Annotated in this window: 26 protein-coding genes; 17 read left to right on the forward strand and 9 right to left on the reverse strand. The window is 71.0% G+C overall.

Features of this window, described 5'->3' with window-relative positions:
- Nucleotides 1–67 precede the first annotated feature (67 nt).
- The 4 genes from IE262_RS11265 (at nucleotide 68) to IE262_RS11280 (ending at nucleotide 4,063) form a co-directional block, all read left to right on the forward strand.
- Nucleotides 68–505: a gamma-glutamylcyclotransferase family protein gene (locus IE262_RS11265; RefSeq protein WP_134039653.1), complete on the forward strand. Its 438-nt coding sequence runs from the start codon at nucleotides 68–70 to the stop codon at nucleotides 503–505.
- A gap of 261 nt (nucleotides 506–766) precedes the next feature.
- The gene (locus tag IE262_RS11270) at nucleotides 767–1,048 is read left to right on the forward strand and encodes a type II toxin-antitoxin system RelE family toxin (protein WP_134039652.1); all 282 of its coding nucleotides are present in this window, start codon (nucleotides 767–769) and stop codon (nucleotides 1,046–1,048) included.
- Between the two features lie 133 nt (nucleotides 1,049–1,181).
- A complete protein-coding gene (locus IE262_RS11275; RefSeq protein ID WP_134039651.1) occupies nucleotides 1,182–2,006 on the forward strand; it encodes a purine-nucleoside phosphorylase in 825 nt (274 codons plus the stop codon).
- 377 nt (nucleotides 2,007–2,383) lie between these two features.
- Entirely contained in the window at nucleotides 2,384–4,063 is a 1,680-nt protein-coding gene (locus tag IE262_RS11280; RefSeq protein ID WP_134039677.1) for a phospho-sugar mutase, read from the forward strand.
- Between the two features lie 119 nt (nucleotides 4,064–4,182).
- Here IE262_RS11280 and IE262_RS11285 read toward each other — a convergent pair whose 3' ends face one another.
- The gene (locus IE262_RS11285; protein ID WP_189873257.1) at nucleotides 4,183–5,001 is read right to left on the reverse strand and encodes a PH domain-containing protein; all 819 of its coding nucleotides are present in this window, start codon (nucleotides 4,999–5,001) and stop codon (nucleotides 4,183–4,185) included.
- A 181-nt stretch (nucleotides 5,002–5,182) separates the two neighbouring features.
- Between IE262_RS11285 and deoC the strand changes: the two genes are divergently transcribed.
- The 3 genes from deoC (at nucleotide 5,183) to IE262_RS11300 (ending at nucleotide 8,599) form a co-directional block, all read left to right on the forward strand.
- Nucleotides 5,183–6,142, forward strand: coding sequence for a deoxyribose-phosphate aldolase (deoC, locus tag IE262_RS11290; RefSeq protein ID WP_134039676.1), 960 nt, complete (start codon nucleotides 5,183–5,185; stop codon nucleotides 6,140–6,142).
- Between the two features lie 83 nt (nucleotides 6,143–6,225).
- Entirely contained in the window at nucleotides 6,226–7,671 is a 1,446-nt protein-coding gene (locus tag IE262_RS11295) for an aldehyde dehydrogenase family protein (RefSeq protein ID WP_189873259.1), read from the forward strand.
- Nucleotides 7,664–8,599 carry an aldehyde dehydrogenase family protein gene (locus IE262_RS11300; protein ID WP_189873261.1) on the forward strand — a complete coding sequence of 312 codons (936 nt, stop codon included), beginning with the start codon at nucleotides 7,664–7,666 and terminating at the stop codon, nucleotides 8,597–8,599. The genes IE262_RS11295 and IE262_RS11300 overlap by 8 nt, the downstream gene beginning before the upstream one ends.
- Nucleotides 8,600–8,715: 116 nt before the next feature.
- Here the strand turns inward: IE262_RS11300 and IE262_RS11305 are convergent, their stop codons facing one another.
- The gene (locus IE262_RS11305; RefSeq protein WP_189873263.1) at nucleotides 8,716–9,120 is read right to left on the reverse strand and encodes a hypothetical protein; all 405 of its coding nucleotides are present in this window, start codon (nucleotides 9,118–9,120) and stop codon (nucleotides 8,716–8,718) included.
- Nucleotides 9,121–9,258: 138 nt separating this feature from the next.
- Here IE262_RS11305 and IE262_RS11310 point away from each other — a divergent pair, with 138 nt between their 5' ends.
- A complete protein-coding gene (locus IE262_RS11310) occupies nucleotides 9,259–9,894 on the forward strand; it encodes a uridine kinase family protein (RefSeq protein ID WP_229877211.1) in 636 nt (211 codons plus the stop codon).
- 205 nt (nucleotides 9,895–10,099) lie between these two features.
- On the opposite strand, the gene IE262_RS11315 is transcribed toward IE262_RS11310, so the two are convergent.
- Entirely contained in the window at nucleotides 10,100–10,906 is an 807-nt protein-coding gene (locus tag IE262_RS11315; protein ID WP_189873265.1) for a SigE family RNA polymerase sigma factor, read from the reverse strand.
- A gap of 342 nt (nucleotides 10,907–11,248) precedes the next feature.
- Between IE262_RS11315 and afsQ1 the strand changes: the two genes are divergently transcribed.
- The 5 genes from afsQ1 to IE262_RS11340 all read left to right on the forward strand — a co-directional run bounded on the left by afsQ1 (nucleotide 11,249) and on the right by IE262_RS11340 (nucleotide 15,361).
- A complete protein-coding gene (gene afsQ1 / locus IE262_RS11320; protein ID WP_189873267.1) occupies nucleotides 11,249–11,926 on the forward strand; it encodes a two-component system response regulator AfsQ1 in 678 nt (225 codons plus the stop codon).
- Entirely contained in the window at nucleotides 11,923–13,491 is a 1,569-nt protein-coding gene (locus tag IE262_RS11325) for an ATP-binding protein (protein WP_189873269.1), read from the forward strand. The genes afsQ1 and IE262_RS11325 overlap by 4 nt, the downstream gene beginning before the upstream one ends.
- A complete protein-coding gene (locus IE262_RS11330) occupies nucleotides 13,488–14,120 on the forward strand; it encodes a hypothetical protein (RefSeq protein ID WP_189873271.1) in 633 nt (210 codons plus the stop codon). Before IE262_RS11325 ends, IE262_RS11330 begins: the two co-directional genes overlap by 4 nt.
- Before the next feature lie 372 nt (nucleotides 14,121–14,492).
- A complete protein-coding gene (locus tag IE262_RS11335; protein ID WP_229877212.1) occupies nucleotides 14,493–15,089 on the forward strand; it encodes a VanZ family protein in 597 nt (198 codons plus the stop codon).
- Between the two features lie 71 nt (nucleotides 15,090–15,160).
- Complete coding sequence (locus IE262_RS11340) at nucleotides 15,161–15,361, forward strand: PspC domain-containing protein (RefSeq protein WP_134039640.1); 201 nt, start codon at nucleotides 15,161–15,163, stop codon at nucleotides 15,359–15,361.
- A gap of 138 nt (nucleotides 15,362–15,499) precedes the next feature.
- On the opposite strand, the gene IE262_RS11345 is transcribed toward IE262_RS11340, so the two are convergent.
- Nucleotides 15,500–15,862 (reverse strand): ATP-binding protein, encoded by a 363-nt coding sequence (locus IE262_RS11345; RefSeq protein ID WP_134039639.1) that lies wholly within the window; start codon nucleotides 15,860–15,862, stop codon nucleotides 15,500–15,502.
- Nucleotides 15,863–15,994: 132 nt separating this feature from the next.
- Nucleotides 15,995–17,158: an adenosine deaminase gene (locus IE262_RS11350; RefSeq protein WP_189873275.1), complete on the reverse strand. Its 1,164-nt coding sequence runs from the start codon at nucleotides 17,156–17,158 to the stop codon at nucleotides 15,995–15,997.
- Between the two features lie 113 nt (nucleotides 17,159–17,271).
- On the opposite strand from IE262_RS11350, the gene IE262_RS11355 reads away from it, so the two are divergent.
- Nucleotides 17,272–18,048: a prolyl oligopeptidase family serine peptidase gene (locus tag IE262_RS11355; RefSeq protein ID WP_134039637.1), complete on the forward strand. Its 777-nt coding sequence runs from the start codon at nucleotides 17,272–17,274 to the stop codon at nucleotides 18,046–18,048.
- Between the two features lie 101 nt (nucleotides 18,049–18,149).
- Here IE262_RS11355 and IE262_RS11360 read toward each other — a convergent pair whose 3' ends face one another.
- On the reverse strand, nucleotides 18,150–19,103 hold the full coding sequence (locus IE262_RS11360) for a LysR family transcriptional regulator (protein WP_134039636.1): 954 nt from the start codon (nucleotides 19,101–19,103) through the stop codon (nucleotides 18,150–18,152).
- A gap of 63 nt (nucleotides 19,104–19,166) precedes the next feature.
- Between IE262_RS11360 and IE262_RS11365 the strand changes: the two genes are divergently transcribed.
- Both IE262_RS11365 and IE262_RS11370 read left to right on the forward strand, forming a co-directional pair.
- A complete protein-coding gene (locus IE262_RS11365; RefSeq protein WP_134039635.1) occupies nucleotides 19,167–20,522 on the forward strand; it encodes an MFS transporter in 1,356 nt (451 codons plus the stop codon).
- A 316-nt stretch (nucleotides 20,523–20,838) separates the two neighbouring features.
- Nucleotides 20,839–21,846: a sigma-70 family RNA polymerase sigma factor gene (locus IE262_RS11370; protein ID WP_134039634.1), complete on the forward strand. Its 1,008-nt coding sequence runs from the start codon at nucleotides 20,839–20,841 to the stop codon at nucleotides 21,844–21,846.
- Here the strand turns inward: IE262_RS11370 and IE262_RS11375 are convergent.
- Nucleotides 21,739–22,125 (reverse strand): STAS domain-containing protein, encoded by a 387-nt coding sequence (locus tag IE262_RS11375; RefSeq protein ID WP_134039633.1) that lies wholly within the window; start codon nucleotides 22,123–22,125, stop codon nucleotides 21,739–21,741. The genes IE262_RS11370 and IE262_RS11375 overlap by 108 nt on opposite strands.
- 135 nt (nucleotides 22,126–22,260) lie before the next feature.
- Between IE262_RS11375 and IE262_RS11380 the strand changes: the two genes are divergently transcribed.
- Nucleotides 22,261–23,181 (forward strand): AEC family transporter, encoded by a 921-nt coding sequence (locus tag IE262_RS11380; RefSeq protein ID WP_189873277.1) that lies wholly within the window; start codon nucleotides 22,261–22,263, stop codon nucleotides 23,179–23,181.
- An 8-nt stretch (nucleotides 23,182–23,189) separates the two neighbouring features.
- Here the strand turns inward: IE262_RS11380 and IE262_RS11385 are convergent, their stop codons facing one another.
- Together IE262_RS11385 and IE262_RS11390 are read right to left on the reverse strand one after the other, a co-directional pair.
- Nucleotides 23,190–23,774, reverse strand: a complete 585-nt coding sequence (locus IE262_RS11385; RefSeq protein ID WP_134039631.1) for a Uma2 family endonuclease — start codon at nucleotides 23,772–23,774, stop codon at nucleotides 23,190–23,192.
- A 96-nt stretch (nucleotides 23,775–23,870) separates the two neighbouring features.
- The gene (locus tag IE262_RS11390) at nucleotides 23,871–25,154 is read right to left on the reverse strand and encodes a thymidine phosphorylase (RefSeq protein WP_134039630.1); all 1,284 of its coding nucleotides are present in this window, start codon (nucleotides 25,152–25,154) and stop codon (nucleotides 23,871–23,873) included.
- Between the last annotated feature and the right edge of the window lie 78 nt (nucleotides 25,155–25,232).

Raw genomic sequence — 25,232 nt, forward strand, 5'->3', positions numbered from 1 at the left:
AATCGGGGGCCCGGTGACACCCGTGTGACTGGAGGGGCGCACGCCGCGGCTGCCGTACCCTCGGTCCATGTCGCTCTACGCCGCGTACGCCGCCAATCTCGACGCGCGGCTGATGTCCCGCCGCGCCCCGCACTCGCCGCTGCGTGCCACCGGCTGGCTGAACGGATGGCGGCTGACCTTCGGCGGTGAGCACATGGGCTGGGAGGGCGCCCTCCCGACGATCGTCGAGGCCCCGGACTCCCAGGTCTTCGTCACGCTGTACGACATCGCCGCCATGGACGAGGCCGCCATGGACGGCTGGGAGGGCGTGGGCCTGGACGTCTACCGCCGCATGCGCGTCCACGTCCAGACCCTGGAGGGCCAGGAGCAGGCCTGGACGTACGTCCTCAACGGCTACGAGGGCGGCCTGCCCTCGGCCCGCTACCTCGGCGAGATCGCCGACGCCGCCGAGTCGGCCGGGGCTCCCCACGATTACGTGATGGAGCTGCGGAAGAGGCCTTGCTGATGCGCCCGACCTCTAGGGCCTGTCTGACAATTCCCGTCTGCCTCGCGGCGCCATGCACGCTCCCCCACTGCCTCAAGGGCGTGGGAGGTACCCCCACTCACCGCACCGGGCGCAGACCCGAGTACATCCGGTACGAGGGTCTACGCCCGGCACGCCGAGAGCACGCACCTGGCGCCGCGAGGCCGCCCTCCGGGCGACGACGGGAATTGTCAGACAGGCCCTAGACTTGGCCGGGATCGACGCACGAGCGGGGAGGCCGCGATGACCCCCATGACGTACGACGTCTACTACACGGTGCAGGCCGCCGCCGCCCGGGACCGGCTCGACGACCGTCAGCGCGTCGCGTTCGACAAGGGCATCGCCATGCTGGCCCGCGATCCCTTCCTCTCCGTGTCCCGCCCCATAGGTTCCACCGGAGACGACCGCACGATCCGGCTCACGCAGAACATCCTGGTGGAGTACACGGTGAGCCGCGGCCGACTGCTGATCTTCATCGTCGAGGTCTTCAACGACAAGGACGTCCTCATCACGGACGAGGACTGATCCGCTCCCCCTTTCCCCTCCCCTGCCCCTCGGCTTTCGCCCGGATTTCTCCGGGACACGACAAGGCAACGGTCACACTCCCGTGACCGCATCCATCTACGCGCGTAGGCTCAGACCAGCTACCCTCAGTCGCGTGAACGCATCTCTTCTTCCGGACGACATCCAGGGCGACCCGTACGAGGCCGCCGACGCCGCAGCGGCGCGCCTGCGCGAGCTCACGGGCGCAGAGACCCACGACGTCGCCCTCGTGATGGGCTCCGGCTGGGCCCCGGCCGTGGAGGCGCTCGGCACGCCCGAGGCCGAGTTCCAGGTCACCGACCTGCCCGGTTTCCCGCCTCCGGCGGCCGCGGGGCACGGCGGCAGGGTCCGCTCGTACCGCATCGGTGACAAGCGCGCGCTCGTCTTCCTGGGCCGGACCCACTACTACGAGGGCCACGGCGTCTCCGCCGTCGTGCACGGCGTCCGTACCGCCGTGGCCGCGGGCTCCAAGACCGTCGTCCTCACCAACGGCTGCGGCGGCCTGCGCGAGACCATGCGCCCCGGCCAGCCGGTCCTGATCAGCGACCACATCAACCTCACGGCGATGTCGCCGATCGTCGGCGCCAACTTCGTCGACCTCACGGACCTGTACTCGCCCCGCCTCCGCGCCCTGTGCAAGGAGATAGACGCCAGCCTGGAGGAGGGCGTCTACGCGCAGTTCACCGGCCCGCACTACGAGACCCCGGCCGAGATCCGCATGGCCCGCGTGATCGGCGCGGACCTCGTGGGCATGTCGACGGTCCTGGAGGCCATCGCGGCACGCGAGGCGGGCGCCGAGGTCCTGGGCATCTCCCTGGTCACCAACCTGGCCGCCGGTATGACGGGCGAGCCCCTCAACCACGAGGAGGTCCTCCAGGCCGGCCGCGACTCCGCCGCCCACATGGGAGCGCTCCTGACCCAGGTCCTGTCCCGCCTGTAGCCTCCGGCGGTTGGGTGGGGCGTCTCGTCTGCCGGGTTCTCTGCATGGACGGCTGCGGGTTCGTGGGGGCTGGGCGCGCAGTTCCCCGCGCCCCTTACAAACCTGGGGCGCGTCCGGCAGGACAACGACGCACCCGGTAGCCGCGTACGCACGGCAGGGGGTGTGCCGGGAGGTGTCCGCCCGCAGCGGCCGGCGTCCGCCGCCGAGTACCTGACTCCCCACAGACCCGCCGGACCGAGGACGGAGACCTCGCGGCGCGCCCCCGACCCACGACGAAACCGCAGGCGCCCAAGCCACAACGGCGGGAAAGGCCGCCCCCAGGCACCCTGGAAACACCCCCGCACCGCACGAACAACAGAGAGAGGTTGGACCCCGACGTGCAGGACGAACTCATCGCACGGGCCCAGGCGTGGCTGACCGAGGACCCCGACGCGGACACCCGCGAGGAACTCGCCAAGCTCATCGACGCCAAGGACACCGCGGAGCTCGCCGCGCGCTTCAGCGGCACCCTCCAGTTCGGCACCGCGGGCCTGCGCGGGGAACTCGGCGCCGGCCCCATGCGCATGAACCGCTCCGTCGTCATCCGCGCCGCCGCCGGCCTCGCCGCGTACCTCAAGAAGAAGGGCCGCCCGGAGTCAGCCGGGCAGGCCCAGGGCGACGACGGAGCACCCGCCCTCGTCGTCATCGGCTACGACGCCCGCCACAAGTCCGCCGACTTCGCCCGCGACACCGCCGCGGTGATGACCGGCGCCGGCCTCCGCGCCGCGCTCCTCCCCCGCCCCCTCCCCACCCCGGTCCTCGCCTTCGCCATCCGGCACCTCGGCGCCGCCGCCGGGGTGGAGGTCACCGCCAGCCACAACCCGCCCCGCGACAACGGCTACAAGGTCTACCTCGGCGACGGCTCCCAGATCGTGCCCCCGGCCGACGCCGAGATCGCGGCCGAGATCGCCGCCGTCACCACCCTCACCACGGTCCCGCGCCCGGACACCGGCTGGGAGACCCTCGACGACACGGTCCTCGACGCCTACCTGGCCCGTACGGACGCCGTCCTCGCCCCCGGCTCCCCCCGCACCGCCCGCACCGTCTACACGCCGATGCACGGCGTCGGCAGGGACACCCTCCTCGCGGCCTTCGCCCGGGCCGGCTTCCCGGCCCCGGCCCTCGTCGCCGAGCAGGCCGACCCCGACCCGGACTTCCCGACCGTCGCCTTCCCCAACCCTGAGGAGCCGGGCGCGATGGACCTGGCCTTCGCGAAGGCCCGCGAGACGAACCCCGACCTGATCATCGCCAACGACCCCGACGCCGACCGCTGCGCGGTGGCGGTCAAGGACGGCGAGGGTGCAGCTGCCGACTGGCGCATGCTGCGCGGCGACGAGGTCGGCGCCCTCCTCGCCCTCCACCTCGTCAAGCGGGGCGCCCGAGGCACCTTCGCGGAGTCGATCGTCTCGTCCTCCCTCCTCGGCCGGATCGCCGAGAAGGCGGGCCTGCCGTACGAGGAGACGCTCACCGGCTTCAAGTGGATCGCCCGCGTCGAGGGCCTGCGCTACGGCTACGAGGAGGCGCTCGGCTACTGCGTGGACCCTCAGGGCGTGCGCGACAAGGACGGCATCACCGCCGCGCTCCTGATCACGGAACTCGCCTCCGTCCTCAAGTCCGAGGGCCGCACGCTCCTCGACCTGCTGGACGACATCGCGGTCGAGTACGGCCTGCACGCCACGGACCAGCTCTCGGTCCGCGTACAGGACCTGTCCCTGATCGCCGACGCCATGCGCCGCCTGCGCGAACAGCCCCCGACCCGCCTCGCGGGCCTGCCCATCACCAGGTCGGAGGACCTGACGCGGGGCACGGACAGCCTCCCGCCCACGGACGGGCTGCGCTACACCCTGGACGGCGCCCGCGTGATCGTCCGCCCGAGCGGCACGGAACCCAAGCTGAAGTGCTACCTGGAGGTCGTGGTCCCGGTCGCCTCGCACACCGACCTCCCCGCGGCACGCGCGAAGGCGACGGACCTGCTGACGACGATCAAGCACGACCTCGCGGCGGCAGCAGGCATCTGACCAGCCCGTGCCGCCCCCGTGACACAGCCCCGGTCAGTTCACAGACCGGGGCTGAACGCTCGACCCAGGACCGCTCAAACCAGGGCCGCTCAAGCCAAGGTGGCGCAAACCAAGGCCGCTCAACCCACCGCGAGCAGGACCACCAGCAGCACCGCTCCCGCGATCGCCGGGGCCATGATCTCCCACGACCACCGCACACTCGGCTCGCCCTGGGAGTCCGCGGCCTTGGCCCGCGCCTCGTACAGCTTGCGCAGGTCGTCCATGATCTGGTCGGAGGGGGCGCGCACGGGCCCCGTCTCCAGGGACGTCTGCCCACTGAGGTCCATCCGGGCGGGCGTCCGGCCGTCGTCCACGCGGGCCTGCCGCCGGTGGGCCTTCTTGCGGGCACGGAGCGAGACGGGGACGGACCAGAGCTGGTACTTGGTGCCGGACTCGTCGATCACCTCGTTCGTGTAACCGGAGCGCAGCGAGGCGATCGTGCCCCAGGGCAGCACGATCACCCGGAACGGGTTGCGCACCCGCAGCCGGTCGTCGTTCGCGAAGACGGCGGGCCGCACCGAGAAGGCGATCACCAGGGGGACGAGGCACAGCAGCGTGGCGAGCGCCAGCCACGGGGTACGGCCGTGGCCCGTGACGATCGCGTCGACGCCGAGCCAGCCCGCGATGGCGAGGAGCAGCACACCGCCCACGATCCCGCCGGGCGAGCGGTAGGCCCGGTCGTTGTACGCGGGCTTCGAGGGCTTGGCGGAATCCGAGGACTTCACGGACTCCGAGGACCCCGAGGACTTCACGGAATCCGAGGACTTCACGGACTCCGAGGACCCCGAGGACTTCACGGACTCCGTGGACTTGACGGACTCCGAAGACTCCGCAGCCTGCGAAGACTTCTCAGGCTCCGAAGGCTCCGGCTCGGGTGACTGCTGGTCGGAGGTGCTCATGGCCCCGATTGTGCCCGACGCCTCCGAGACCGCCCCGCCCGCGGTACCCCCATGACCCCGCTCCCCCCTCCCCGCACACCTCCCCGCACACCGCTCCTCTCGCCGCCTCACTCACCGCCTCGCGATCCAGCCATCAGGGCTGTACAGCCGCTACGCGCGTAGATATGCTCGTCTGGTGACCATGCCCATCCATGCACCTGCCTCGCACGCACTCACCGATGTGACCGCGTCCGACAGCACGCTGCGCCGCTTCCTCCACGGACTGCCCGGCGTCGACGCGGTCGGCCTGGAGGCGCGCGCCGCCTCGCTCGGCACCCGTTCCATCAAGACGACCGCGAAGGCGTACGCGATCGACCTCGCCATCTCGATGGTCGACCTGACGACGCTGGAAGGCGCGGACACCCCGGGCAAGGTCCGGGCGCTCGGCGCCAAGGCGGTCCGCCCCGACCCGACCGACCGTACGACGCCGTCGACGGCCGCGGTCTGCGTCTACCCCGACATGGTGGCCGTCGCCAAGGAGGCCGTCGCGGGTTCGGACGTGAAGGTCGCCTCGGTGGCCACGGCCTTCCCGGCGGGCCGCGCCGCGCTGGGCGTGAAGCTGGCCGACGTGCGCGACGCCGTGGCCGCGGGCGCGGACGAGGTCGACATGGTGATCGACCGCGGGGCGTTCCTCGCGGGCGACTACATGAAGGTGTACGACGAGATCGTCGCCGTGAAGGAGGCCTGTGGGACGAGCTCGCGCCTGAAGGTCATCTTCGAGACCGGCGAGCTCTCCACCTACGACAACATCCGCCGCGCCTCCTGGCTCGGGATGCTGGCCGGGGCCGACTTCATCAAGACCTCGACGGGCAAGGTGGCGGTGAACGCGACCCCGGCGAACACCCTCCTCATGCTGGAGGCGGTGCGCGACTTCCGGGCGCAGACCGGGGTACAGGTCGGGGTGAAGCCGGCCGGCGGCATCCGCACCTCCAAGGACGCCGTCAAGTTCCTGGTCCTGGTCAACGAGACGGTCGGCGAGGACTGGCTCGACAACCACTGGTTCCGCTTCGGCGCCTCCTCCCTCCTGAACGACCTGCTCATGCAGCGCCAGAAGCTGGCCACCGGCCGCTACTCCGGCCCCGACTACGTGACGGTGGACTGATCACCATGACCACGGAAAACATGGACAAGCAGCCGTCAAACACGAATAACCCGTCATCAAGCACGGACAAGCAATCATCAGGCATGAACAAGCGGTCGTCCGCGTTCGAGTACGCACCGGCACCCGAGTCCCGGGCGATCGTCGACATAGCGCCCTCGTACGGCCTGTTCGTCGACGGCGAGTTCACGGAGGCGGCCGACGGCAAGGTCTTCAAGACCGTCTCGCCGTCGACCGAGGAGGTCCTCTCCGAGGTCGCCCAGGCCGGTTCCGAGGACGTCGACCGTGCCGTCGGGGCCGCCCGCAAGGCTTTCGACAAGTGGTCGGCGCTGCCCGGCTCCGAGCGCGCCAAGTACCTGTTCCGTATCGCCCGCATCATCCAGGAGCGCAGCCGCGAGCTGGCGGTCCTGGAGACGCTGGACAACGGCAAGCCCATCAGGGAGACGAGGGACGCCGACCTCCCCCTGGTCGCGGCGCACTTCTTCTACTACGCGGGCTGGGCCGACAAGCTCGACCACGCCGGCTTCGGCGCGCACCCGCGGCCGCTGGGCGTGGCCGGCCAGGTCATCCCCTGGAACTTCCCGCTCCTGATGCTGGCGTGGAAGATCGCCCCGGCCCTGGCGGCGGGGAACACGGTGGTCCTCAAGCCCGCGGAGACCACCCCTCTCTCCGCGCTCTTCTTCGCGGACATCTGCCGTCAGGCGGGCCTGCCCAGGGGCGTCGTCAACATCCTTCCGGGCTACGGCGACGCGGGCGCCGCGATCGTCGCGCACCCGGACGTCGACAAGGTCGCCTTCACCGGCTCCACGGCCGTCGGGAAGGAGATCGCGCGGACCGTCGCCGGCACCCGTAAGAAGCTCACCCTCGAACTCGGCGGCAAGGGCGCCAACATCGTCTTCGACGACGCTCCGATCGACCAGGCCGTCGAGGGCATCGTGACCGGCATCTTCTTCAACCAGGGCCAGGTCTGCTGCGCGGGCTCCCGCCTGCTGGTCCAGGAGTCGATCCACGACGAGCTGCTGGAGTCGCTCAAGCGCAGGCTCTCCACCCTCCGCCTCGGCGACCCGCTCGACAAGAACACGGACATCGGCGCGATCAACTCGCCCGAGCAGCTGGCCCGGATCACCGCACTCGCCGAGCGGGGTGAGGCGGAGGGCGCCGAGCGCTGGTCCCCGGCCTGCGAACTGCCGTCCGCCGGCTACTGGTTCGCCCCGACGCTCTTCACGAACGTCACCCAGGCCCACACCATCGCCCGCGACGAGATCTTCGGCCCGGTGCTGTCGGTCCTGACCTTCCGTACTCCGGAGGAGGCGGTCGCCAAGGCCAACAACACCCCGTACGGCCTCTCGGCGGGCATCTGGACCGAGAAGGGATCGAGGATCCTCGCCGTCGCGGGCAAGCTGCGCGCGGGCGTGATCTGGTCCAACACGTTCAACAAGTTCGACCCGACCTCGCCGTTCGGCGGCTACAAGGAGTCGGGCTTCGGCCGCGAGGGCGGCCGCCACGGCCTGGAGGCGTACCTCGATGTCTGACAAGCCCAAGAACACCGAGAAGGCGGAACCGCGGCGCCTGAGCGTCTTCAAGACCTACAAGCTGTACGTGGGCGGGAAGTTCCCGCGTTCCGAGAGCGGCCGGGTGTACGAGGTGACGGACCCCAAGGGCAACTGGCTGGCGAACGCGCCCCTCTCCTCCCGCAAGGACGCCCGTGACGCGGTCGTGGCCGCCCGCAAGGCGTTCGGCGCCTGGTCGGGTGCGACGGCGTACAACCGCGGCCAGGTCCTCTACCGCGTGGCGGAGATGCTGGAGGGCCGCAAGGAGCAGTTCGTCCACGAGGTCGCCGACGCCGAGGGGCTGTCGAAGCCGAAGGCGACGGCACAGGTGGACGCGGCGATCGACCGCTGGGTCTGGTACGCGGGCTGGACGGACAAGATCGCCCAGGTGGTCGGCGGCGGCAACCCGGTCGCGGGTCCGTTCTTCAACCTCTCCTCCCCGGAGCCGACCGGTGTGGTCGCGGTCCTCGCCCCGCAGGAGTCGTCCTTCCTGGGCCTGGTGTCCGTCATCGCCCCCGTGATCGCGACCGGCAACACCGCGGTCGTGATCGCGAGCGAGAGGTCCCCGCTGCCGGCCCTGTCGCTGGGCGAGGTGCTGGCCACCTCCGACGTGCCCGGCGGTGTCGTCAACGTGCTGTCGGGCCGTACGGCGGAGATCGCGGCCCCCCTCGCGGCACACCAGGACGTCAACGCGATCGATCTCGCGGGCGCCGATGACGTCCTCGCGAAGGAGCTGGAGATCGCGGCGGCGGACAACCTGAAGCGGGTTCTCCGTCCACAGCCTGTGGACAACGCGGACGGCGTCGACTGGTTCGCGACTCCGGGCATCGAGCGCATGACCGCGTTCCTGGAGACGAAGACGGTCTGGCACCCGACGGGGTCACTGGGCGCGTCGGGCTCGTCGTACTGACGCAGAGCACCCGGAGACAGCCGAAAGAGCTGACGGAGCCGAACGAGCTGACAGAGCTGAGAGGGGCGCGGGGCGGGGACGACATGCGACCGCATGCGACTCCGCCCCGGTCGCCCTCAACCGTGCAGCAGCCCCGGAATCTGCCCCAGCAGCGGAATGCCGCCCACCGACGGCGCCTGGGCCACGGGCCGTGTCACGGCGCGGGAGGTCATCGGCGTGAAGTCGGCGACCTGTGTGCCGAGGCCGTTGTCGAGCGGGTCGACGCCCGTGCCCGCCAGCGCGTTGGGCTTGAGGGTCTCGACCGGGGCGGTGACGTGCCGGACGGACCCCGTCATGGCCTCGGCCCCGGCGGTGGGCTCGATCCCGCCGAGGACCACCGGCCGGGTGAGCACCCGGTCCTGGCCGGGTCCGGAGTCGGCGGCGGTCCCGGTGGCGCCCACTCCGAGGCCGATTCCCGCGGTCGTGAGGGCCAGCACCGCGCGCCGGGCGGTCGAGCGGCGGGGGGCCGAGTGTCGTGCCATCGCTTGTGCCACCTTCTGTCACTGAATCATTGCTCTGCGTAAACAGATGGATACATAGGGTAGTTGAGATGTGATCTCCGCTCCAACGGCGACCCGCTGTCTCGGCGGGAGCCGCGCGATGCCTCACACTGGACTCTCGTGAGTTCGCATCCTCCGACACCGACCCGAGTCGTCCTGCTGTCCGGCCCGTCCGGGTCCGGCAAGTCCCTTCTCGCCGCCCGTTCCGAGTTGCCGGTGCTCCGGCTGGACGACTTCTACAAGGAGGGCGACGACCCGACGCTGCCGCAGGTGGCGGGGAGTTCGGACATCGACTGGGACCATCCGCTGTCCTGGAGCGCGGACGACGCGGTCGCGGCCATCGAGGAGCTGTGCCGCACGGGTTCGACGACCGTTCCGGCGTACGACATCTCCCTGAGCGCCCGCACCGGCACGGAGACCCTCGCGATCGGGCGAACTCCGGTGTTCATCGCGGAGGGCATCTTCGCCGCGGAGATCGTTCTGCGCTGCCGCGAACTGGGCGTCCTGGCCGACGCCATCTGTCTCAGCCGCGGCCCGCTCACCACGTTCCGCCGCCGCTTCCTGCGCGACCTGAAGGAGGGCCGGAAGTCCGTTCCCTTCCTGCTGCGCCGCGGCTGGCGCCTGATGCGCCTGGAGCGCTCGATCGTGGCCCACCAGACGGCACTGGGCGCGCACCCCTGCGACCGGGACGAGGCCCTCGGGCGGCTGGCCGCGGCGGCCGCGGGGCGGGTCGTACAGGCGCGGACGGCCGCGTAGCAGGGGCACCGGCTCTTCGTACACGAAGGGCGGGAGAACACGAAAAGCGGGACTGGACGGACCCCCCGGCCCTCCAGTCCCGCTCTTCTGGTACTCCCCCGTACCCCCGTTTTCCCCGTACCCCCCGCTTTCCCCGTTCCCCCGCGTTCCCCCGTATCCCCCATTCCCCTTACCCCTCGGGCATTGCTCCCCCGTTGGCAGGCCTTCAGGCGACGAGTTCGCCGAAGGACTCCTCCTCGTCACGGCCGAAGCTGAGGACCTCGTCCTCACGCAGCCGGCGGAGCGACCGCCAGATGCTGGACTTCACCGTGCCGACACTGATGTCGAGGATCTCCGCGATCTCCGGGTCCGTGCGGCCCTCGTAGTAGCGCAGGACCAGCATGGTGCGCTGGAGCTCGGGAAGCCGGGCGAGCGCCTGCCACAGGACGGCGCGCAGTTCGGTGCCGCGCATCGCGTCCGTGTCGCCGACGGTCTCCGGCAGTTCCTCGGTCGGGTACTCGTTCAGCTTGCGGCGGCGCCACGCGCTGATGTGCAGGTTGGTCATGGTGCGGCGGAGGTAGCCCCCGACCGCGGCCTTGTCACTGATCCGGTCCCACGCCTTGTACGTCGAGAAGAGGGCGCTCTGGAGCAGGTCCTCGGCCTCGAAGCGGTCACCGGTCAGGTGGTAGGCGGTTGCGTACAGGGAGGCGCGGCGCTCCTGGACGTAGGCGGTGAACGCGGCTTCGGCGTTCACCGCCTCCGCCACCGGGCGACGCTCCCCCGAGGCCTCCCCGTACTCCGCCGCCCCCGTTCCCCCGTGGGCGTCAACCACCGTCATGTAGGGCTGGCGCCCTTGCTGCGCAGACGCGGTGTGCTGACGCCCGGCGCCGCGAGCGCACCCCCGCATTCCCCCACGCTCGAATGCGCTCGCGCGGGAGGGACCCCCATCGGCACCGGACTTCTCCGCACTCCGGGCGACATCGTGGAGCCGCGTGACAACTGCGCCAGTCCTGGTGCTCGGCAGCGTGTTCATCTCGCGCCCCCCGTCGTGGAGTTCCGGTTCTCGGTGGCTCGTCGGCCCCGCCCTCTCGTTCCCCCGGGGCGGTGCCTCCTTGCCTGTGCCGAAAAGCTTGCCGAGCCCACTTCATGGCCGTGTCCGCCGACTGTCACAGACCTGTCACAGGGGCCGTCCTCAGCCGGGGCACCCCGGACCGCACCCGGGTCGCGCTTGGATCGAACCGGCATCGCACCTGGCTCACCGCCGGATCACGGAGAAGAGCCGTACGGCTACACAGACGGCACGATCATGTGGCGGTCACGAGCAGGAGCCCGCCAACAGTCGATAGAGCACCTCACCATGGGCCAGAATGTGCCCGTGCCTTCCCTGTTGCTGATCGAGGACGACGACGCCATCCGCACGGCCCTGGAGCTCTCACTGACGCGCCAGGGGCACCGTGTCGCCACCGCCGCCAGCGGCGAGGATGGTCTCAAGCTGCTGCGCGAACAGCGGCCGGACCTGATCGTTCTGGACGTGATGCTGCCCGGCATCGACGGTTTCGAGGTATGCCGTCGGATCCGGCGCACCGACCAGTTGCCGATCATCCTGCTGACGGCGCGCAACGACGACATCGACGTCGTCGTCGGGCTGGAGTCCGGCGCCGACGACTACGTCGTCAAGCCCGTGCAGGGGCGGGTGCTGGACGCCCGCATCCGGGCCGTCCTGCGGCGCGGCGAGCGCGAGGCCAACGACGCGGCGACGTTCGGCAGCCTCGTCATCGACCGGGCGGCGATGACGGTGACCAAGAACGGCGATGACCTCCAGCTGACCCCCACCGAGCTGCGGCTGCTCCTGGAGCTGAGCCGGCGGCCCGGGCAGGCGCTGTCCCGCCAGCAGCTGCTGCGCCTGGTCTGGGAGCACGACTACCTCGGTGACTCGCGGCTCGTCGACGCGTGTGTGCAGCGGCTGCGCGCCAAGGTCGAGGACGTACCGTCGTCGCCGACCCTGATCCGTACGGTCCGCGGCGTCGGCTACCGGCTGGACACGCCTCAGTGAGTGATCGGCCCAGGGGATTCGGCGGCTGGTCCGCGGCGCGCAGGGCGGTCTCGTCGGGTCTGCGCTTCACGAGCCTCCGGCTGCGGCTCGTCGTCGTGTTCGGGCTCGTCGCGCTCACGGCCGCGGTGTCGGCGTCCGGTATCGCGTACTGGCTCAACCGCGAGGCCGTGCTGACGCGTGCGCAGGACGCGGCGCTGGACGACTTCGAGCGCGAGATGCAGAGCCACGCCGGCACGCTGCCCGTGCATCCGACCGAGGGACAACTGGCGTACGCGGCCCGGCAGATGGGCGACGACGGCGAGCGCTTCAGCGTGCTGCTGATCGCGGAGGGCAAGAACGGCGAGACCGTACAGGGCAGTTCCGGCAAGTCGGCGCTGGACGACTTCACCCTGCGGGACGTGCCGGAGTCCCTGCGGAAGGCCGTCACCAAGAAGCAGGAGCTCTCCTCCGGCAACAAGAACGAGTACCACCTGTACTGGCAGCGGGTCATCGACGGTGACACGCCGTACCTGGTGGGCGGCGCCAAGGTGATCGGCGGCGGGCCGACCGGCTACATGCTCAAGTCGCTGGAGCCGGAGGCGAAGGACCTCAACTCGCTCGCCTGGTCGCTGGGCATCGCCACGGGGCTTGCCCTGATCGGCTCGGCACTGCTCGCGCAGGCCGCCGCGACGACCGTGCTGAAGCCCGTCCAGCGCCTGGGTGTGGCGGCCCGGCGGCTCGGCGAGGGCAAGCTCGACACCCGGTTGCGCGTGTCCGGTACGGACGAACTGGCCGACCTTTCCCGGACGTTCAACCGTGCCGCGGAGTCCCTGGAGAAGCAGGTCGCCGACATGAGCGCCCGCGACGAGGCGTCCCGTCGCTTCGTGGCGGACATGTCCCACGAGCTGCGCACCCCCCTGACGGCGATCACCGCCGTGACGGAGGTGCTGGAGGAGGAGCTGGACGCGGAGACGGGCAGCGTCGACCCGATGATCGAGCCGGCCGTACGCCTGGTCGTCAGCGAGACGCGCCGCCTGAACGACCTCGTGGAGAACCTCATGGAGGTCACCCGCTTCGACGCGGGCACGGCCAGGCTGGTGCTGGACGACGTGGACATCGCCGACCAGATCACCGCGTGCATCGACGCGCGCGCGTGGCTGGACGCGGTGGACCTGGACGCCGAGCGCGGCATCATGGCCCGCGTCGACCCGCGCCGCCTGGACGTGATCCTGGCCAACCTGATCGGCAACGCCCTCAAGCACGGCGGCTCGCCGGTCACGGTGTCGGTCCGCGAAGACGCCGACGACCTCCTCATCGAGGTGCAGGACAACGGCCCCGGCATCCCCGAGGACGTCCTCCCGCATGTCTTCGACCGCTTCTACAAGGCGAGCGCCTCCCGCCCCCGCTCCGAGGGCAGCGGCCTGGGTCTGTCCATCGCCCTGGAGAACGCCCACATCCACGGCGGCGAGATCACCGCGGCGAACTCCCCCAAGGGCGGAGCGGTCTTCGCCCTCCGCCTCCCCCGGCACACCTCCCCCCTGGCCACCGAGGACCAGCCCAAGGCCACGGAGGGGAGCGGCGGATGAGACCACGGATAGCAGGCAGGCTCCGGGCGTCGGCCCGGCCGTGGCTCGCGGCCGGGGTGCTGGCGGTGGTGCTCACGGGGTGCGGGATACGGGCCACACAGGTGCCGACGGACTTCGGTCCGGCTCCGTCGCGGGTGCCGTGCGCGCCGGCGGTCGCGGACATCGCCCCGCAGAGCACGCAGGGGATCCCGGTGCAGGTCTTCCTGCTCTGTGCGCAGCAGTTGGTCGCGGTCGGGCGTGCCGTGAGCATCCCCGACGGCACCCCCGAAGCCCAGCGGCGCGTCCTCGTGGCGCAGGGGCTGCTCGACCAGCTCTCCGAGCGGCCCTCCGCCACCGAGGACCAGGCCGGATACGACACGGACGTGCCGAGCGGTCTGCGGGTGAGCGGTCCGCGGCCGGATGACCCCGAGGACGCACTGCGGCTGTCCACGGCCCCCGAGCAGCTGACGGAGTACGCCCTCGCCCAGATCGTCTGCACCTTCGCCGACTCGGCGGCGGCCGGGGGCGACGGCTCGGTGGTCCTCGGCGGCCCCGGCACCGAGCCGCTTCGACGCTACGAGTGCACCACGGAGGTCCGCTCGGAGCCCGGCGCCGAGAAGCCGCCCTCATCGGAGGTCGGAACGTCCTGAGGGGGCGTGGACGGGGGCGCCCACGGCCGTACGTGTGGCGCATCCCTCACCCGGTCGGGTCAACCAGGGCCTGTTCTGAGTGCCCCGTCGTCCGCGCGGAGCGCGGGCGCAGCGGCGGAGTGGGGGTACCTCCCGCCCGAGCCGTGCGAAGCGCGGTTCGAGGGTGGGGGAGCGTGCGATCGGCGTGCGGTGTCGCAGGTCATGTGGCGTGCCACCTGTCCTGCGACACCGTGCGGCATGGGGGTCCCCCCGGTCGAGCGAAGCCGAGTGGGGGAGTGCGTGCCGGGCGTCGCTGCGCAGGCGGGGAACTCAGAACAGGCCCCGGGGCACCGGCGCGGAACCGATCGTGCCGGGGGGCGCGTCTTGGGGTGCGTGCGTCAAGGTTCGAACGGCGGCAGCGCCGGGATCCGCGTCCGTGCGACGGGAGGTGCCCTCCTCGTCGCACACCTCGCGCTCGTCGCCTGGATCACGCTGCGCCCGCTGGACGTCCCCTGGGTGAGCGCCGCGAACCTGCGGCCGTTCGCCGGGATCAGAGCCGATCTGGCGCTGGGCTGGCCGGAGGCTGCCCGCCGTATCGGCGAGGGGCTCGCCCTCCTCGCGCCGCTCGGGGTGCTGCTGCCGATGGCGGACGGCAGACTCACCGTCTCCCCGCTCGCCTCCCTCACCCGTACGGTCGCCGCCGGCTCCCTGCTCTCGCTGGGCATCGAACTGTTGCAGACCGGGGTGCCCGGCCAGGTCGTCGACATCGACTCGATCCTGCTGGGCACGCTCGGTGTGGCTCTCGCCCACCTCGCGATCGTCCCCGCCGGTCGCGCCCGGCTGCGCCGTAGGGCCGAGACCAGGCGCCGGGCCGCCCTCCCCACGGAGGAAACGCCTCAGGGCCCGGCCGGCCCTCAGGGTCGCACCCCGACGATTCCCAGGGTCGGAATAGCTCCTTGGAGTGACGCTTCGTCCGCTTCGTCACCGTAGCGTGGAGGGTGTTGAGGACGACGGGGCAGCCAACGGGGAGGCCTCCGTCCACGGCTGACGAAGGAGCCCCCATGAGCCGCCTTGCCCGCCCCACCGACGGCCGGATGCTGGGCGGAGTGTGCGCAGCGCTGGCACGGCGCTTCGGCACCTCCGCGACCACGATGCGCGTGATCTTCCTGCTGTCGTGCCTGCTCCCGGGCCCGCAGTTCCTGCTCTACATAGCCCTGTGGATCCTGCTGCCCTCGGAGGACAAGGCCCGCACGGCATGGTGACCGGCACCGACCGGTGACCGACACGACGCATGGGGCACACCCACCGAGGGTGCGCCCCATGCGCGTCCGTTGGAGAACGGAGAGCCGAGAGCCGGGTACCGGGCGCCGAAGAGCGCCGGCACCGGGAAGGAGTATGGCTCAGACGGCACCGCCGAGCGGCAGTCCGTTCACGCCCTTCCCCTTGCCGGACAGGGCCTTCACCGGGAGACCGCCGAGCAGCTTGGCCGCCGGGTTGGTCGGGCCTCCGGACACCACCTTGTCGGTGGTGGGCTGCGCGGACTCCAGGCCGGCGCCGAGGGCGGACTGACCCTGGGTCACCACCCCACCGGCACCCGGCAGTGCCTTCGAGACGTTCTGCGCCGGCAGCGCCTGAGTGACGGTGCCGAGCGCCTGGGGGGCGGCCGGGACACCGGGGGCGGCGTTCGCGGCGCCCGCGCCCGCGGCGGCGAAGGCGGCACCGAGGGCGGCGACTGAGAGGGTCTTGGCAGCAGACTGCTTCATTTCAATGCGTCCTTGAATGCGTGATGACGGGGATGTGAGCGGTCTTGAAACGTAAACACCAAAGACCGGGTCGGGGCAAACACGGAAAAGCGGCCGGGCCATCGCGACCCGACCGCTTCCCGGAACCGTCCCTCAGTCCTCGCCCCTCACAGAACCGCTGGTCGAAGCGGACTGCCGGAACAGCCATTCGGATTTCAACTCGGCATATCCGGGCTTGATGACGTCATTGATCATGGCCAGTCGTTCATCGAAAGGAATGAATGCTGACTTCATAGCATTGACCGAGAACCACTGCATGTCGTCGAGCGTGTAACCGAAGGCGTCGACAAGGTGCTCGAATTCCCGGCTCATGCTGGTGCCGGACATCAGGCGGTTGTCCGTGTTCACGGTCGCCCGGAAGTGCAGGCTGCGCAGCAGCCCGATGGGGTGCTCGGCGTAGGAGTCGGCGGCGCCCGTCTGGAGGTTGGAGCTCGGGCACAGCTCCAGCGGGATGCGCTTGTCGCGGACGTACGAGGCGAGTCGGCCGAGCTTCACCGAGCCGTCCTCGTGAACGTGGATGTCGTCGATGATCCGTACGCCGTGGCCGAGCCGGTCGGCACCGCACCACTGGAGGGCCTGCCAGATGGAGGGCAGACCGAAGGCCTCACCGGCGTGGATGGTGAAGTGGTTGTTCTCGCGCTTGAGGTACTCGAAGGCGTCGAGGTGACGGGTGGGCGGGTAACCGGCCTCGGCACCCGCGATGTCGAAGCCGACGACGCCCAGGTCCCGGTAGCGGTTGGCGAGTTCGGCGATCTCCAGCGCGCGGGCCGCGTGCCGCATGGCGGTGAGCAGGGCGCCGACGCGGATGCGGTGGCCGTTCGCCCTGGCCCGCCGCTCCCCTTCCCGGAAGCCCTCGTTGACGGCCTCGACGACCTCTTCGAGGGTGAGCCCGGCCTCCAGGTGCTGCTCGGGCGCGTACCGCACCTCGGCGTAGACGACCCCGTCCTCGGCGAGGTCCTCGGCGCACTCGGCGGCGACGCGGACGAGCGCCTCGCGGGTCTGCATGACGGCGCAGGTGTGGGTGAAGGTCTCCAGATACCGCTCCAGGGAGCCGGAGTCGGCCGCCTCGCGGAACCAGACGCCGAGCCGGTCCGGGTCGGTCTCGGGAAGGCCCGTATAGCCCGTGGCTCGGGCGAGGTCGACGATCGTGCCGGGGCGCAGCCCGCCGTCGAGGTGGTCGTGCAGCAGAACCTTGGGTGCCCGGCGGATCTGGTCCGAGCTCGGGGTGGTAACGGTCTGGACAGTCTGGCTCGTCATCTTCGCACTGTAGCGCCTACGCGCGTAGACCGCCCGTGAAGAAGATCCGCCGATACCCAACGGTGACCGTGCGGACAGGTGGCATACACCGTGGCTTCTGACACTGTTCTGTCATGTCACAGCAAGCAACGCCGGTGCGCAGCCCGAGACTTGGGCGGGTCGTGGGACCGGAGCCGTCGGCCGTGAGCGGGGTCGTGCTGCTCCTCCCGAGTGGCGACGAGGTCTCGGAGCGCAGGCCCTCCCCGATGATGGCGGCGGCCTCCCTGCGGGCCCTCGGCCGCCGGCTCGCCCGCGCCGGACACGACGAGGGTCTGGCCGCGCACGTGGTGCACTACCGCTACCGCGGCTGGAACGGCGGCGAGGCCCATCTGGCGCAGGACGCCTCCTGGGCCGCCGACGAAGCCGTACGGCGCTACGGGGACGTCCCGGTCTGTCTGGCCGGCGTGGACATGGGCGGGCGGGCGGCGCTGCACGCGGGCGGGCACGCGGCCGTCAACTCGGTTCTCGCGATCGCCCCCTGGCTGCCGGAGGACGATGTGGCCGCGCCACCCGAACCGGTGAAGCAACTCGTCGGACGCCAGGTCATGATCGTGCACGGCACCAACGACCAGCGCACGGACCCGGAGCTGTCGTTCCGGCTCGCGGCTCGGGCGAAGAAGACCAACCGGGACATCTGCCGGTTCGAGGTGCACTCCGACGGACACGGGCTGCATCAGCACCGGGACGAGGTGCACGCGCTGGCGGAGGACTTCGTGATGGGCACGTTGTTCGGGCGCGTGTTCACGCGCCCGGTGGAGGATGCGTTGGCGGCTCCGCCGCCGTTGGGGCTTCGGATGCCGTTGGCCTCCGGCTTTGGGCGGTTTCGGTCTCGCTCCGGGAGGGGTGGCTGAGGTTGGCTGCGCGGCTGCGGGGGTGTTTGTGGTTGCTCGCGCCCACGCGGCGGAGCCGCATATCCCATACAGCCTCGCGCCCCTTGTGCGTGGGCTCGCCCTCAGTCTGGTAGGAGCCGGCCCCTTCGTGACAGCAGGAACCTCTTGAAGGCCGCCACCGGGGGTGTGTCCGGGTGGCCCGCGAGCCAGGCGACGCCGATCTCGCGGGCCGCGCGGGGCGCCGTGACCGTCACCTCGGCCACTCCCGGGCGGGGGACAGCCGGGGGTGGCAGCAGGGCGACGCCGAGGCCGGCCGCGACCAGGCCCCGCAGGGTCTCCGCCTCCTCGCCCTCGAAGGCGATGCGGGGCTTGAAGCCCGCCTGCCGGCACAGGTCGTCGGTGATGCGGCGCATGCCGTAGCCGGGTTCGAGGGTCACGAAGGTCTCGTCGGCGGCCTCGGCGAGGCGGACGCGTTTACGGGAGGCGAGGCGGTGGTCGGCCGGGACGACGAGGCGCAGCTTCTGTTCGTCGAGGCGGCGGGCGACGAGATCGGGTGCGTCCGGGACGGGCGACGTCAGGCACAGGTCCAGTTCCCCGGCCCGTAGCCGCTCGATCATGGCCTCGCCGTAGTTCTGGACGAGGCTGAAGCGGACGCGCGGATGGTCCGCCCGGAAGGCGCGGATGAGCCCGGGGACCGTCTCCGAGCCCATGGTGTGCAGGAAACCGAAGGCGACCTTGCCGGTGGCGGGGTCGGCGTCGGCGCGCACCTCCTCCGCGGCGCGTGCGATCTCGGCGAGCGCGCGCTCGACGGAACCGAGGAAGGTGCGTCCGGCGGGGGTGAGGGAGACCGTGCGTCCCCGCCGGGCGAACAGGTCGACACCCAGGTCCTGTTCCAGCCGGACCATGGCCCGGGACAGCGTCGACTGCGGCACCTGCATCTCCTGCGCGGCACGGGTGACGTGCTCGGTGCGGGCGACCCCGGCGAAGTGGGCGAGACGCGGGGCGAGCACGGAAACGATGTCTTCTGTGTCACTGGATGGTGACAGGTGAGCTTCTGACCTCTGCTGATGCACCATGGGAACGATTATGGGGGTTCCATGCATTGGACGGATGAGTCGCGTGGTCCGTACGTTCGAGGCATGCCTTCCGTCAGTACCGGGGCGTCCACCACCGTGGGCGCCGGACCGACCGTTCCCGCTTCCGGCTCCCGCAGCCACTCCGACTCCCCCACTCACTCCCAAACCCACACCCACACCCACTCCCGCTCCAACCTGTCCTCCGACACCCGTATGACCCCGGGCGGGCCCGGTTACCGCCGGATGAGTCTGGCGCTGTTTCTCGCCGGGGTCGCGACCTTCGCGCTGCTCTACTCCACCCAGGCCCTCCTGCCGCTGGTCTCGGGCGACTTCGGGGTGACCGCGAGCGCGGCGAGCTGGACGGTGTCCGCGGCGACGGGTGCGCTGGCGTTGTTCGTGCTGCCGATGAGCGCGCTGTCCGAGCGGTTCGGGCGGCGTGCGGTGATGACGGCTTCGCTGGCGGTCGCGGTGACGGTCGGGCTGCTGGTCCCCTTCGCCCCGAACCTGGGCGTTCTGGTGGTGCTGCGGGCGGTGCAGGGCGCGGCGCTCGCGGGGCTGCCGGCGTCGGCGACGGCGTACCTGGCGGAGGAGGTCCGTCCGAAGGCCCTGGTCACCGCGATCGGTCTGTTCGTCGCGGGCAACAGTGTCGGCGGCATGAGCGGCCGGGTCATCACCGGCTGGGTCGCGCAGGAGTGGGGCTGGCGGGTCGCGGTCGGGGCGATCGGTGTCGTGGCGGTGGGGTGCGCGGTGGCCTTCCGGCTGCTGCTGCCGGCGCCGAGGCACTTCGCTCCGGGTTCGCTGCGGCCGCGTGTGCTGGCCCGTACGGTTCGTGACCATCTCTCGAACCCGCTGTTGCGCCGGCTGTACGCGATCGGTGCGCTGTTCATGACGGTGTTCGGCGGCGTCTACACGGTGATCGGTTACCGCCTGACCGAGGCGCCCTTCTCGCTGCCCCAGGGCATCGTGGGCTCGATCTTCCTGGTGTATCTGGTGGGTACGGTGTCGGCCTCCACTGCCGGGAAGCTGGTGGGGCGGCTCGGGCGGCGTGGGGCGCTGTACCTGGCGGGCGGGACGACGACGTCGGGGCTGCTGCTGTCCCTGGCTGACACGCTGCCGTTGGTGTTGCTGGGGCTGGTCCTGATCACGGCCGGTTTCTTCGCCGGGCACGCGGTGGCGTCCTCCGCGGTGAGCCACACCGCGGCGCACGGGCGTGCGCAGGCTTCCGCGCTCTACCAGTCCGCGTACTACGTCGGTTCCAGTGCCGGGAGCACGATCGGTGCGGTGGCGTTCCACGCCGGGGGCTGGGCCGGGACCGTGGGGGTCGGGCTGCTGGCGGTGCTGGGTGTCGTGTCGATCACTGTCGTGGGGTCGCACGCGGCGCGGGTGCAGGCGCGGCGGGGGGCTGTGGCGGTGGGCTGAGCGGGTTCGCTCCGCGGGTTCCCTCCGGTTTTTCTCGCCCCCGCCGCCCCTACCCGTCCCATCCCTTCCTGGGGGCTGCCGCCCCCAGACCCCCGCTGTCGGCCTGAACGGCCTCGTCCTCAAACGCCGGACAGGCTGACATTCAGCCCCTCCGGCGTTTGAGGAGCGGAGGTCCGGGGGCTGGCCCCCGGAAGACGCGGGTCGGCTGACCTGCGGTTTCGGGTGTCGAGGGGCCGTTGTCAGTGGGCTGCTGTAGCTTCCGAAGTGCTGGGCGTAAAGAGGCGCGCCAGGGAGCAGCCACAGGGGTGGATGGACGATGAGCAAGGGCACGGCGACAGCAGCAGACCTCGACCTGCAACTGGAGAAGTACCGGGTCGAGCTGACCGGTTACTGCTACCGGATGCTCGGCTCGTCCTTCGAGGCGGAGGACGCGGTACAGGACACCCTCGTCAGGGCCTGGCGGAGCTACGAGAAGTTCGAGGGCCGCTCCTCGCTCCGTTCATGGCTGTACCGCATCGCGACGAACGTATGCCTGGACATGCTGACGGCAGGCAACAAGCGGGCCCGCCCCGTCGACCTCAGCGACTCCACCCCCCTGGCCCAGGCGGCCCTCTCCCCCCGCCCGGACAACACCTGGCTGGAGCCCGTCCCCGACGCCCGCGTCCTGCCCACGACCAGCGACCCGGCGGAGGCGGCCGTGGCGAAGGAGTCCGTCCGGCTGGCCTTCGTCGCGGCCCTGCAGAAGCTGCCCGCCAAGCAGCGTGCCGTGCTCATCCTCCGCGAGGTGCTCGCCTGGAAGGCGAGCGAGGTCGCCGAGCTGCTCGAAACCTCGGTGGCGTCGGTGAACAGCGCGCTCCAGAGGGCACGGGCGACGCTGGCCGACGCGCACAACCAGGGCGCGGACAGCGCCGTCTCCGACCCGCTGGACGAGGAGCAGCAGAAGCTCCTCGACCGCTACATGGCGGCGTTCGAGGGCTACGACATGGCGGCGCTGACCGCGCTGCTGCACGAGGACGCGGTCATGACGATGCCGCCGTTCGACCTGTGGCTGCGCGGCACGGCCGACATCACCGGCTTCATGACGACGCTGGGCGCACCCTGCGCGGGCTCGCACCTGGTGCCGGTCGCCGTGAACGGCCTGCCGGGCTTCGCCCAGTACAAGCCGGATCCGGACAAAGGTGGCTTCTCCCCGTGGGCGATCCAGGCCCTGGAGATATCAGAGGGCCGGATCGCCGGGTTCCACTGCTTTCTCGACACAGCCCGCCTGTTCCCGCTCTTCGGGCTGCCCCTCCATCTCGAAGGCGAGACCGACGAGACCGAGTAGCGCGCGCAGCGCCGGGTCGGGGCCCCGCAGCCGGATGCGGCCCCCGGCACGCCGGGCGGCGAGCTGAAGCCTGGCCAGTACGTCGACGGTGGCCAGCCCCGCCGGTCCGATTCCGGCGACGTCGCACACCACGACCCCCGCCCCCGTCACCGTCAGCAGCGCGCGCACATCGGCACAGAGCCGGGGCACCTCGTCCTTGGCGACGGGTCCCGGCAGCACGAGTACAGCGGGTGTCGTGGCATCCACGTTCGGTAGACCGTCCTGGGGCTCGTGACTCATCGCGGGGCAGAGACCGGATCGACGCCAAAGATCACATTGACCTGTGCCCCGCCTTCCCCGGAGGGTTGGGTGTATGCCCCATGGATCTGCACCACCCGCGATACCCGACGGCCTCCTTCCCTCCGAGGAGGCTCTGTGCAAGGGGTGCTGACAGGGTTCGCGGTGATCGCCGTCGTCATTGGCGTCGGCTTCGTCATCGGACGCCGTGGCTATCTCGGCGAGCACGGACGGGAGGTGCTGACCAAGCTCGCGTTCCATGTGGCCTCACCGGCCCTGTTGTTCACCACACTCGCCGAGGCCGACCTGTCGGTGATCTTCTCCAGCCGCCTGCTCGTCACGGCGCTGAGCACGGCAGCGGCGGCCGGAGTCTTCGTCGCGGTCGGTGTCGTACGGCGCTGGGGCATCGGCCGGACGACCATCGGCGCGCTGTGCTCCAGTTACGTCAACGCCGGCAACCTGGGCATCCCGATCGCCGTGTACGTGCTGGGCGACGCCTCGCTCGTGGCGCCGGTGCTGCTGTTCCAGGTGATCGCGCTGACACCGATCGCGCTGACGATCCTGGACCTGTCGGGGCGGGGCGACAAGGGCCCGCTATGGCGGCGGCTGATCACGCCCCTGCGCAACCCGATCGCGGTGGGCTCGCTGGCCGGGGTCGCGGTCTCGGCGTCCGGTCTGACGGTACCGGGGGCGGTCATGGATCCGCTGACGCTGATCGGGAACATGTCGGTGCCCGCGGTCCTGCTCGCCTTCGGGATCTCCCTGTGCGGCAGCACGATGCCTGGCCGTGGCACCGACCGGCACCCGGTGCTGCTCTCGGTCGCCCTGAAGTCGGTGGGCCAGCCGGTGGTGGCCTGGGCGCTGGCGGCCGGGGTCTTCGGCCTGCACGGGGCGCCTCTCCTCGACGTCGTCGTCACCTCGGCGCTCCCGGCCGCGCAGAACCTCTTCACGTATGCGAGCCGCTATCGCGTGGGCGAGGTACTGGCCCGGGAGTCGATCCTGCTGTCGACGGTGCTGTCGGTGCCGGTGCTGGTGGTGGTGGCGGCGTTGTTGGGGTGAGGTGTATGTCAGTCGACGGGGAACTCGCTGGTGTCGATGACGAGGTCGAAGGGGTCTGGGAGCTTGAGGGCCTCGCCGAACTTGGCGGTGCTCAGAGGGCGGTAGACGTCGCCCTTCGGTTCGCCGTAGAGCGTCGCGGTCGGGCCCTCGGGAGCCCAGCGATCGACGAGGAGGTAGAGCGGGATGCCCGCGGCGGCGTAGGCGGCGGGCTTGCTGATGCGGTCGTGGCGGGCGTTGGACTTGGAGGTCACCTCGACGACGAGCTCGGCGAGGGCGGCCGGGATGTGGGTGTTCGTGTCCGCGTGCTCCCGCCTCGGAGCGACCACGATGTCCGGGATGAGCATGCCCAGGCGCGAGGGCACGGCGACCGACAGCGTCTGGAAGACCCCCCAGTCCTCGGGGATCACGGAGTAAAGGCGGCGCTGGATGCTTTCCGCGATCAGGTTGTGGCGGAACGCGGGAGCAGGTGACACGGTGATGATCCCCTCGATGATCTCCACCTTGCTGCCCTCAGGCCATTCCATCTCCTCCCAGAACCGGACGAGGTCGTCCCAGCTCTGATCGGGGTCCTGGCTGATGGTGAGTGCGCTCATGGCGGTCTCCTCTTCGGTACGTCACCGATCCCAGCATGCCGAACGGAACCGGCGCCGGTCCACCGATCCCGTTCACCCGAATGGGGAAACCGCAGCTCAGCCGATACGTTCCAGCACCACCGGTGACACCGCGAACTCCGTCCCGGCCGCCCCGATGTCGTAGGAACCCTCCACCGCCTCCAACGCGTAGGCGAACCGCTCCGGCGTGTCCGTGTGCAGCGTGAGCAGGGGCTGGCCCTCGGTCACCGGGTCGCCCGGCTTGGCGTGCATCTCGACGCCCGCCGCCGCCTGGACCGGGTCCTCCTTGCGGGCGCGGCCGGCGCCGAGGCGCCAGGCGGCGATGCCGATGTCGTACGCGTCGAGGCGGGTCAGGACGCCCGAGGAGGGGGCCGTGACCACGTGCTGTTCCCGCGACGTCGGCAGCGGAGCGTCCGGGTCGCCGCCCTGGGCCTTGATCATGCGGCGCCACACGTCCATCGCCGAGCCGTCGGCCAGGGCCTTGGCCGGGTCGGCGTCCTTCAGGCCGGCGGCGTCGAGCATCTCGCGGGCCAGGGCCAGGGTCAGTTCCACGACGTCCGCCGGGCCGCCGCCCGCGAGCACCTCCACCGACTCCCTGACCTCCAGCGCGTTGCCCGCGGTCAGGCCCAGGGGGGTGGACATGTCCGTGAGCAGGGCGACCGTGCGTACACCGTGGTCGGTGCCGAGGCCGACCATCGTGGAGGCCAGTTCCCGCGCGTCCTCGATCGTCTTCATGAAGGCACCCGTGCCGACCTTCACGTCCAGGACGAGCGAACCGGTGCCCTCGGCGATCTTCTTCGACATGATCGAGGAGGCGATCAGGGGGATCGCCTCGACGGTGCCCGTCACATCCCGCAGGGCGTACAGCTTCTTGTCCGCCGGGGCCAGGCCGTCGCCCGCCGCGCAGATGACCGCGCCGACGCCGTCCAGGACGGACAGCATCTCCTCGTTGGAGAGCTGGGCGCGCCAGCCGGGAATCGACTCCAGCTTGTCCAGGGTGCCGCCCGTGTGGCCGAGGCCCCGGCCGGAGAGCTGGGGGACCGCGGCGCCGCAGGCCGCCACCAGCGGGGCCAGCGGAAGCGTGATCTTGTCGCCGACGCCGCCCGTGGAGTGCTTGTCGGCGGTCGGGCGGGTCAGGGACGAGAAGTCCATACGCTCGCCGGAGGCGATCATCGCGGCCGTCCAGCGGGCGATCTCACGGCGGTCCATGCCGTTGAGCAGGATGGCCATCGCGAGCGCCGACATCTGCTCGTCGGCGACCTCCCCACGGGTGTACGCGTCGATGACCCAGTCGATCTGTTCGTCGCTGAGCTCACCGCGGTCCCGCTTGGTGCGGATGACGGAGACGGCGTCCATGGCCATGGCTTTGCTTTCCTTCCGAGGTTCCGGAGGTTCCGAAAGTGACTTCCGGGGTTCCGGAAGTGAGCGGCCCCTCCGACC

It is taken from the genome of Streptomyces bluensis (assembly GCF_014650715.1).
Classification (GTDB): domain Bacteria; phylum Actinomycetota; class Actinomycetes; order Streptomycetales; family Streptomycetaceae; genus Streptomyces; species Streptomyces bluensis.

Coding starts and splice junctions, on each gene's coding strand:
- IE262_RS11340 (WP_134039640.1), top strand. CDS start 15,161: ATGAGCCGCCTTGCCCGCCCCACCGACGGCCGGATGCTGGGCGGAGTG.
- IE262_RS11360 (WP_134039636.1), bottom strand. CDS start 19,103: ATGGTGCATCAGCAGAGGTCAGAAGCTCACCTGTCACCATCCAGTGAC.
- IE262_RS11375 (WP_134039633.1), bottom strand. CDS start 22,125: ATGAGTCACGAGCCCCAGGACGGTCTACCGAACGTGGATGCCACGACA.
- IE262_RS11265 (WP_134039653.1), top strand. CDS start 68: ATGTCGCTCTACGCCGCGTACGCCGCCAATCTCGACGCGCGGCTGATG.
- IE262_RS11270 (WP_134039652.1), top strand. CDS start 767: ATGACCCCCATGACGTACGACGTCTACTACACGGTGCAGGCCGCCGCC.
- IE262_RS11330 (WP_189873271.1), top strand. CDS start 13,488: ATGAGACCACGGATAGCAGGCAGGCTCCGGGCGTCGGCCCGGCCGTGG.
- IE262_RS11315 (WP_189873265.1), bottom strand. CDS start 10,906: ATGAACACGCTGCCGAGCACCAGGACTGGCGCAGTTGTCACGCGGCTC.
- IE262_RS11355 (WP_134039637.1), top strand. CDS start 17,272: ATGTCACAGCAAGCAACGCCGGTGCGCAGCCCGAGACTTGGGCGGGTC.
- deoC (WP_134039676.1), top strand. CDS start 5,183: ATGCCCATCCATGCACCTGCCTCGCACGCACTCACCGATGTGACCGCG.
- IE262_RS11300 (WP_189873261.1), top strand. CDS start 7,664: ATGTCTGACAAGCCCAAGAACACCGAGAAGGCGGAACCGCGGCGCCTG.
- IE262_RS11365 (WP_134039635.1), top strand. CDS start 19,167: ATGCCTTCCGTCAGTACCGGGGCGTCCACCACCGTGGGCGCCGGACCG.
- IE262_RS11385 (WP_134039631.1), bottom strand. CDS start 23,774: ATGAGCGCACTCACCATCAGCCAGGACCCCGATCAGAGCTGGGACGAC.
- IE262_RS11295 (WP_189873259.1), top strand. CDS start 6,226: ATGAACAAGCGGTCGTCCGCGTTCGAGTACGCACCGGCACCCGAGTCC.
- IE262_RS11370 (WP_134039634.1), top strand. CDS start 20,839: ATGAGCAAGGGCACGGCGACAGCAGCAGACCTCGACCTGCAACTGGAG.
- IE262_RS11390 (WP_134039630.1), bottom strand. CDS start 25,154: ATGGCCATGGACGCCGTCTCCGTCATCCGCACCAAGCGGGACCGCGGT.
- IE262_RS11345 (WP_134039639.1), bottom strand. CDS start 15,862: ATGAAGCAGTCTGCTGCCAAGACCCTCTCAGTCGCCGCCCTCGGTGCC.
- IE262_RS11305 (WP_189873263.1), bottom strand. CDS start 9,120: ATGGCACGACACTCGGCCCCCCGCCGCTCGACCGCCCGGCGCGCGGTG.
- IE262_RS11285 (WP_189873257.1), bottom strand. CDS start 5,001: ATGAGCACCTCCGACCAGCAGTCACCCGAGCCGGAGCCTTCGGAGCCT.
- IE262_RS11350 (WP_189873275.1), bottom strand. CDS start 17,158: ATGACGAGCCAGACTGTCCAGACCGTTACCACCCCGAGCTCGGACCAG.